The sequence below is a fragment of the Kitasatospora sp. NBC_00458 genome (genome assembly GCF_036013975.1).
Taxonomy (GTDB): domain Bacteria; phylum Actinomycetota; class Actinomycetes; order Streptomycetales; family Streptomycetaceae; genus Kitasatospora.
Genome location: NZ_CP107904.1, coordinates 680472 through 688371 on the forward strand (window position 1 = coordinate 680472; position 7900 = coordinate 688371).

Below are 7900 nucleotides of genomic sequence, written 5' to 3' on the forward strand. Positions count from 1 at the left end.
GGTGTCCGTCCGGGTGGCCGCGCGGGGCGGCGGCCACCCGGACGGGGGTGGGCTAGAGGCCCTTGAGGATGGTCTCGATCTGGTCGAGGACGTTGAGCGAGGTGCCGTAGCGGTCGCTGGTGGCGTAGGTGACCGGGATGACCTTGCCGGCCTGGACGGCCTTCAGGTTCTTCCAGGACGGCTGCTTGTCGAGGTCCTTGGTGTCCTGCGGGACCTCGCCGGTGGCGGCCATCTTCGGGACGAGGATGACGTCGGCGTCGGCGAGGACGTCGAGCTTCTCGACCGAGTAGGTGGTCTCGTGCTCCTTGGTCTCCGAGGAGGCCTGGGAGAACTTGGCGCCCGCGTCGTTGAGGACCCGGCCGACCCACGAGGTGCTGGTGTCGACCAGGAACTCGCCGCCGCCGTAGGAGGAGGCGATGGTCCACTTGACGGAGTTGAGCTTGGTCGCGTAGTCCGTCTTGATCTTCGCGGCCTTGGCCTCGTAGTCGGACTTCAGCTTCTTGAACTCGGCGTCCTTGCCGACGGCGGTGGCGATCTTCTCCTGCGCGTTCAGCAGGTCGACCGGGGTGTCGACGCCGAAGTACAGGGTGGGGGCGATGCCTTCGAGCTTCTTGATGCCCCAGTCGAAGGCGGTGGCGCCCTCGACCACGATCAGGTCGGGCTTGAGGGAGGCGACCTTCTCGATGTTGATCTCGATGCCGGAGCCGATCGGCTCGATCTTCTTGGCGGCCTCGGTCTGCGTGGGCAGCAGCTCCATCGGGTTGTTCTCGTCGATGGTGCTGGTGCCGACCGGCTGCACGCCGAGGTCGAGCAGCGCGCCGGTGGCGTAGGAGACGCTGACGATGCGCTTGACACCCGCCGGGACGGTGATCTTGCCGTTGGTGGCCTCGACCACGACCGGGCCGGAGGCGGCGCTGCCGGCCGAGGGCGTGCCCGCGGCGTCCTTGCTCCCACCGTCGGAGCCGCAGGCCGCGAGGGTGAGCGCGGCGGTGGCGGCGACGGCGGCGAGTCTGACGCTGCGGGACGTCAGGGCACGGGTGTTCATGGTTCTCCTTGGGGTGATACGCGGGGCACGGCGGGTTCGGTGGTGAGGGGCGAGCCCGCCGGGGTCCGGGACCGGTGCCCGCCGGCGCGGGCGGTTCCAGCGGTTCCGGTACGGCTGGGTGGGGCTCGGGTCGCCGCCCGGGGCGGGGCCCCGGGTGCGGCTCGGGTGGTGCTCGGGCGTGGTCCGGGCGCTCGGCCCGGACGCGGCCCGGTCGGGCGTCAGACCCGGCTCAGGTAGGCCGACCAGGTGGCGACGGTGGGCTCGGCGCCGAGGTCGGCCAGGTCGGCGAACTCGGCCCGGGCGCCGCGGCCGCGCCAGACCTCGACGAGGTGCATCACCCGCATCGAGTCGAGGCCGAGGTCGCGCAGGTCGTCGTCGTCACCGATGTCCTCCGGGCGCTCGCCGAGGACGTCGGCGATGTCCGCCCGGATGGCGTCCGGGTCGAAGCCCGTCGGGCCCGGTGCGGTGCTGGCGCTCATGCTGAAGGTCCGTTCGGTTGCGGGTGCGGGTGAGGGTGGGGGGTGCGGGTCGTCCGGTGCGGGCCCGGGCCGGCGGCCCGGGGGCCGTCGTCAGCCGGCGACGCCGAGGCGGCTGTTCTGGTCCCGCAGCTGGCGGCCGGTCTGGCGCAGCAGCAGGGAGTCGCAGATCTCGCCGGAGCGGATGGCGAGGGTCGAGAGCAGCGCGGAGGTGATCCCGTGGGTGTGCTCGGTGCCGCCCTGGAGGTAGATCCCCACCTCGACGTGGTCCTCGGTCAGCACCCGGTGGTCGCGGTCGACGCGGAGCCGGCCCTGCTCGTCGGTGAGGCAGGCGGACGCGAGGTCGCCGAGCAGGTCGCGCGGGTCCACGTGGGTGTAGCCGGTGGCGAGGACGACGGCGTCGCAGTCCAGGGCCTGCTCCTCGCCGGTGGTCAGCGAGCGGACCTCGGCGCGGACGCCGTCCGCGGTCTGCCCGACGCCGGTCAGGCGGTTGGCGTTGAGGATGCGCAGCCGCTCCCGGCCGGCGACCTTCTCCTGGTAGACGGTCCGGTACAGCTGCTCGATCAGGTCGCCGTCGACCACGGAGTAGTTGGTGTTCGCGTGGTAGCGCAGCAGGGCTTCCTTGGCGTCCTCGGACGCGCCGTAGAACTCGTCCACCGCGGAGGGGTCGAAGATCCGGTTGGCGAAGGGGCTGTCGTCCGCCGGGCTGTAGCCGTAGCGGGAGAGGACGGCGCAGATCTCGGCCTCGGGGAAGGAGCGGTGCAGGTACTCGACCGCCTCGGCGGCCGACTGCCCGGCGCCGACCACGGCGATCCGGCGGTGGCGCAGCTCCTGGCCGGCCAGCGAGGGCGCCTTGAGCAGGAGGTCCCGGGCGTGCCAGACGCGCTCGCCGAGGGTGACGCCGGCGGGGACGCGCGGCGTCAGGCCGGTGCCGACGGCGATGTTGCGGGCGCGGCGGACCTCGCGGTCGCCGCCGCCGACCGCCTCGGAGACGACCTCGACGCTGTCGATCCGGCCGTCGGACTCCACCGGGCGGACGGCGGTGACCTGGCGGCCGTAGGCGGTCTGGCCGGCGAACTCGGCGGCGCACCACTCGAAGTAGTCGTGGAACTCCAGCCGGGTCGGGTAGAAGGACTTCAGGTTGATGAAGTCGACCAGCCGGTCCCGCTCCTGGAGGTAGGACAGGAAGGTGAAGCGGCTGCGCGGGTCACGCAGGGTCACCAGGTCCTTGAGGAAGGACACCTGCATGGTCGCGCCGTCCAGCAGCATCCCGCGGTGCCAGCCGAAACGTTCCTGCTTCTCCAGGAAGCGGACGTCGAGCGACTGCTCGGGGTTGCTGCGGTTGTGGTCGTCGATCGCGATCGCCAGGGCCAGGTTGGCCGGGCCGAAGCCTATGCCGACGAGGTCGTCGACGCCGCCACCTCCGTAGATTGCGCCGTTCTCGCGCGACATGACTCAATCCTTCCTTCTACTGCTCGTTCAGGGACCGGGAGTGGAGCTCCGGACCTGTCAACCCCGGCGTGACCACCGAGTACCTAAGGCAAGGCTTGCCTAAGTTCCCTTATCGGAGCCATGGAGTCAAGTTCGCCGACCCGACCCCATCCGGGCTCCGATCAGCGATTTCTCCGAATCGGGCGTGCCCATGCCCGGATTTTCCGGACAGGGCGTCTCAATCGGGACGTTCAAGCCCCGTTCACGGGCTCACCTCGGCACGGGAGCACCCTGCACGGACGCCGGCGGACCGCCCGCCGGGGCGCCGGCCCCGGCCTCCACCCGGCTCTCCGGGCGGCTCTCCGCCCGTGCGACGATCTCCGTCCCCGGGGAGGAGTCCCCGAAGGAGCGCAGCAGGGCGTACGGCACCCGTCCGTCGAGGACCCGCACCACGCCCACACCCGCGCGCAGCGCGTCGAGACAGGCCTCCATCTTGGGCACCATCCCGCCGGTCAGCCCCGGCAGCAGGTCCTCCAGTTCGCCCGCGGTGAGCCGCGGGACCACCTCGGTGTCCGTGGGCCACGACCGGTAGAGGCCGGGGACGTCGGTCAGCATCAGCAGCACGTCCGCGCGCAGCGCCCCGGCCACCGCGGCGGCGGCCGTGTCGGCGTTGACGTTGTAGACGTTCCCGTCCTCGCCCCGCGCCACCGAGGACACCACCGGGATCCGGCCGTCGGCCAGCAGGACCGACAGCAGCGACGGGCTGACCGACGAGACCTCGCCGACCAGGCCGATGTCGACCCGCTCGCCGTCCACCACCGCGTAGCGCTTGCGGGCGGTCATGGTGTGCGCGTCCTCGCCGGTCAGTCCGACCGCGAACGGGCCGTGGGCGTTGATCAGGCCGACCAGCTCCCGCTGGACCTGACCCGCCAGCACCATCCGAACGGCCTCCATGGCCTCGGGCGTGGTGACCCGCAGGCCGGCCGTGAAGGAGGAGGTCAGTCCGAGCCGCTGGAGCTGCGCCCCGATCTGCGGACCGCCCCCGTGCACGACCACCGGGCGCAGGCCCGCGTAGCGGAGGAGGACGACGTCCCGGGCGAAGGCCGCCTTGCGGGCCTCGTCCACCATGGCGTTGCCGCCGAACTTCACCACGACCGTGGAGCCGCGGAAGCGCCTCAGGTCGGACAGGCACTCCTGGAGACCGGGCGGACGCCGCTCGGATCCGACTCCGCCGGACCTGCCTGGACTCACACTGCCTCTGCCCACCAGTCCCACGCGTCCTTCGTCTCAACTCGGCCGTTCCGGCTGCCCTGTGTCCCACCAGTTCTCGCGGTCGCGGCGGGGGAGGCGAGTCCCCCGGCTCGGCGCTGGTTAGGCAAGGTTGACCTTACATCGCCCGGTCAGCGCCGTCACGACCGCGGCACCGGGCGTGGGCGAGGTTCCGCCACCCCTCCCGCACCCCCGGGACCGGGTCCGGCCGCGCACTGACGGACCGCCAACAACCGCGCCCCGCACGCCTCCCGGGGCCTCCCGCGACCCCTCGCGCAAGCCTCCGGACGGTCATCGAAATCGGCCAATTAGGATAGGCTCACCTAACTAAAAATCGTGGCGGGGAGTCCTCCGCCCCAGCCCGGCCGAGGAGTGCACGAGTGAGTCTCGTCCAGCAAGGCGTCCACCCGGGCGGCCCTGCCGACCCCCGCCCGTCCGAACGGGCCGCGCCCCGACTACGCGCCGCAGGGCTGATCGCCGCGCTCCTGCTGCTGCTCGTCGTCATGGTGCTCAGCATCTCGGTGGGCGCCCGGTCCATCCCGTTCGGCACCGTCCTGCGCGGACTGTTCTCGCCCGACGGCACCGAGAACGCCGTCATCGTCCGGGACTACCGGCTCACCAGGACCCTGCTCGGACTCGCGGTGGGAGCGGGCCTCGGCCTGGCCGGCGCGCTCATGCAGGCGCTCACCCGCAACCCGCTCGCCGACCCGGGGCTCCTCGGCATCGAGTCCGGCGCCTCCGCCGCCGTCGTCGCCGGCATCGGCCTCTTCCACGTCACCACCCTGGCCGGCTACGTCTGGTTCGCCCTCGCGGGCGCCGCCCTCACCGCGGCCGCCGTCTACACCCTGGGCACCGCCGGGCGCAGCGCCGCCTCCCCGATCCGGCTCGTCCTCGCCGGAACCGCGGTCAACGCCTCGCTGATCGCGGGCATCTCCACCCTCACCTTCCTCGACCGCGACTCCTTCGCCACCCTGCGCACCTGGTCGGTCGGCACCCTCGCCGGGCGCAGCGACACCGTCCTCGTCCAGGTGACGCCGTTCCTGCTGGCCGGCGTCGTGCTCGCGCTCGCCCTGGCCGGCCCGCTCAACGCGCTCGCCCTCGGCGACGACATCGGCAGCGCGCTCGGCGCCCGGCCGGTCCGCACCAGGGCGCTCGGCGCGGTCGCGGTCGCCCTGCTCTGCGGCGCCGCGACCGCCGCCGTCGGCCCGATCGGGTTCGTCGGCCTCATCGTGCCGCACGCCGTACGGCTCGTCACCGGCCCTGACCAGCGCTGGCTGTTCGCCTACTGCCTGGTCCTCTCCCCCGTGCTGCTGCTCGGCGCCGACGTGCTCGGCCGGATCCTGGTCCGCCCCGACGAACTGGCCGTCGGCATCGTCACCGCGGCCCTGGGCGCCCCCGTCCTCGTCGCCCTGGTCCGCCGCCGGAAGGTGCCCCAGCTGTGAACCACGCCCCCGACACCCGGTCAGGCGCCCTGCTCCCCCAGCCCGCCGGCCCCGGCCCCGCCGGTCCCGGCAAGGACGGCCCCGGCAAGGACGGCCCCGGCAGGAACGGCTCCGGCAAGGACGGGCCCGTGCCGCCGGACCCGGCCCGGCTCGTCCCCGGACTGCGCATCCGGTTCGGCCCGGTGCGGCTGCGGGTCGCCCGGCGCCCGCTGGCCGCCGGCTGCGGCCTGGCCGTCGCCCTGCTCGCGGTCGCCGTCGCCACGCTCGGCACCGGCGACTTCCAGGTCTCCCCCGCCGACGTGCTCAAGGCACTGGCCGGACAGGGCACCCCGGCCACCGACTACGTGGTGAACAGCCTGCGGCTGCCCCGGCTCGCGGTCGGCGTCATCGTCGGCGCGGCCCTCGGGCTGAGCGGCGCCGTGTTCCAGAGCCTCGCCCGCAACCCGCTGGGCAGCCCCGACCTGATCGGCTTCGAGACCGGCGCGGCGACCGGGGCACTGCTCCAGATCCTCGTGTTCGGCGGAGGGCCCTTCGCCGTCGCGCTCGGCGCGGTCGGCGGCGGCTTCGCCACCGCCCTGACGGTCTACCTGCTCGCCTACCGGCGCGGTGTGCAGGGCTACCGGCTGATCGTGGTCGGGATCGCCGCCGGGGCACTGCTGAGTTCGGTGAACGCCTACCTGATGGTCGAGGCGTCGATCGACGAGGCGCAGGCCGCGGCCGTCTGGCTCACCGGCTCGCTGAACGGACGCGGCTGGGACCAGTTCGGCCCCGCGGCACTGGCGATCGGACTGCTGCTGCCCGCCGTCCTGCTGCTGGGCCGCCACCTGCGGCTGATGGAGGCGGGCGACGACGCGGCGAAGGCGCTCGGTGTGCCGGTGGAGCGCTCGCGGGCGCTGCTGGTGGTCTGCGCCGTGCTGCTCTCGGCCGTCGCCACCGCCTCGGCCGGGCCGATCTCCTTCGTCGCACTGGCCGCGCCCCAGCTCGCCCGCCGCCTCGGCCGGGCCGCCGGCGTCAGCCTGCTGCCCTCCGCGCTGATGGGGGCGCTGCTGCTCTGCCTCAGCGACCTCGCCGCGCAGCGGGTGGTGGCCCCGATCCAGCTGCCGGTCGGCATCATGACGGCGGCGATCGGCGGGCTCTACCTCGTCTGGCTGCTGCTGCACGAGTGGCGGTCCGGCCGCCGCTGAGCCGCCCCGTCCCGCCGTGAACGCGGAAGGCGCGGGACCTCCCCTCGGTGGGGGAGGTCCCGCGCCTTCCGCGTCGGGGACCGGTCAGGAGGCGTCGGCGGCCGGCTCCTCGTCGTCCTCGTCCGCCAGGTGGTGGTCCAGGTTGACGGTGCCGCGCTTCCAGTAGCCGTCGACGTCGGTGTAGTCCCGGTCGAAGTCGGCGGCGCGCAGGTGGCGGCGGATCGGCTTCAGCTCGCCGGCCTCCCCGGTGATCCACACGTACGGCCGCCCGGGCGGGAACTCCAGGGCGCTGATCGCCTGGTGGAGCAGGTCGCCCTCGCCGTGGGCCACGCCGTCGCGGTGCACCCAGGTGATCTCGGCGTCCGCCCTGGTCTCCAGGTGGTGCTCCTCGCCGGCGTCGTCCACCAGGATGAACACCTTGGCGGGCGCACCCTCCGGCAGGATCTCCAGCCACCGGCTCAGGCCCGGCAGGCCGGTCTCGTCGGAGGCCAGCAGGTACCAGTCGAACTCCAGCGGGACCATCACCGAGCCGCGCGGCCCGGCCAGGCCGAGCTTCTGGCCGGGGGCGGCCTGCGCGGCCCACACCGAGGCGACGCCGCTGCCGTGCAGGACGAAGTCGAGGTCCAGCTCGCCGGCCACCGGGTCGAAGCGGCGGGTGGTGTAGTCGCGGGAGATCGGGAACGGCGGGACGTCGGGGAAGATCAGGCCCTCGTCGTCGTCACCGAGCAGGGGCAGCACGGGCTCCGTCTCGCCGGGCGCCGGGAAGAAGGCCTTGACGTGGTCGGCGGGCGCCTGGTCGATGAACCCGGCCAGCTCGGGGCCGCCGAGGGTGACCCGGACCAGCCGGGGGGTGACCCGGGTGACCCGGACCACCTCCAGCGTGCGCAGGGCCAGGTCGTGGTAGACGGTGTCGATCAGGGGGGCGTTGCTGGTCATGGGGGTGTCCTCTGCTCGGGTCCCGGGGGCCGCGGTGCGGTCCCCGGAGTCTGCGGTGGTGCGGTGGTCGGCCCGTGCGGCCACCGGGTCGTCGGTCGGTCCGGCGGACGGGCGGGC

The 7900-nt window shown here is 73.5% G+C and carries 7 protein-coding genes; 2 read left to right on the forward strand and 5 right to left on the reverse strand.

Annotation, left to right across the window (positions count from 1 at the left end):
• Positions 1–52: 52 nt before the first annotated feature.
• From OG550_RS02740 to argB, 4 genes are all read right to left on the reverse strand, one after another.
• The gene (locus tag OG550_RS02740) at positions 53–1045 is read right to left on the reverse strand and encodes an ABC transporter substrate-binding protein (RefSeq protein WP_327674088.1); all 993 of its coding nucleotides are present in this window, start codon (positions 1043–1045) and stop codon (positions 53–55) included.
• Positions 1046–1263: 218 nt separating this feature from the next.
• Positions 1264–1524: a phosphopantetheine-binding protein gene (locus OG550_RS02745; RefSeq protein ID WP_327674090.1), complete on the reverse strand. Its 261-nt coding sequence runs from the start codon at positions 1522–1524 to the stop codon at positions 1264–1266.
• A gap of 90 nt (positions 1525–1614) precedes the next feature.
• Positions 1615–2973: a lysine N(6)-hydroxylase/L-ornithine N(5)-oxygenase family protein gene (locus OG550_RS02750; protein WP_327674092.1), complete on the reverse strand. Its 1359-nt coding sequence runs from the start codon at positions 2971–2973 to the stop codon at positions 1615–1617.
• Positions 2974–3222: 249 nt separating this feature from the next.
• On the reverse strand, positions 3223–4203 hold the full coding sequence (gene argB / locus OG550_RS02755; protein ID WP_442905915.1) for an acetylglutamate kinase: 981 nt from the start codon (positions 4201–4203) through the stop codon (positions 3223–3225).
• 398 nt (positions 4204–4601) lie between these two features.
• Here argB and OG550_RS02760 point away from each other — a divergent pair, with 398 nt between their 5' ends.
• Complete coding sequence (locus tag OG550_RS02760) at positions 4602–5663, forward strand: FecCD family ABC transporter permease (RefSeq protein WP_327674094.1); 1062 nt, start codon at positions 4602–4604, stop codon at positions 5661–5663.
• Positions 5660–6847, forward strand: coding sequence for a FecCD family ABC transporter permease (locus OG550_RS02765; protein ID WP_327674096.1), 1188 nt, complete (start codon positions 5660–5662; stop codon positions 6845–6847). Before OG550_RS02760 ends, OG550_RS02765 begins: the two co-directional genes overlap by 4 nt.
• An 84-nt stretch (positions 6848–6931) precedes the next feature.
• On the opposite strand, the gene OG550_RS02770 is transcribed toward OG550_RS02765, so the two are convergent.
• A complete protein-coding gene (locus tag OG550_RS02770; RefSeq protein ID WP_327674098.1) occupies positions 6932–7783 on the reverse strand; it encodes a siderophore-interacting protein in 852 nt (283 codons plus the stop codon).
• Positions 7784–7900: the final 117 nt, after the last annotated feature.

Excerpts from the sequence above, each read along its gene's own strand:
- OG550_RS02740 (WP_327674088.1), bottom strand. The coding sequence starts at position 1,045 with ATGAACACCCGTGCCCTGACGTCCCGCAGCGTCAGACTCGCCGCCGTC.
- OG550_RS02745 (WP_327674090.1), bottom strand. The coding sequence starts at position 1,524 with ATGAGCGCCAGCACCGCACCGGGCCCGACGGGCTTCGACCCGGACGCC.
- OG550_RS02750 (WP_327674092.1), bottom strand. The coding sequence starts at position 2,973 with ATGTCGCGCGAGAACGGCGCAATCTACGGAGGTGGCGGCGTCGACGAC.
- OG550_RS02770 (WP_327674098.1), bottom strand. The coding sequence starts at position 7,783 with ATGACCAGCAACGCCCCCCTGATCGACACCGTCTACCACGACCTGGCC.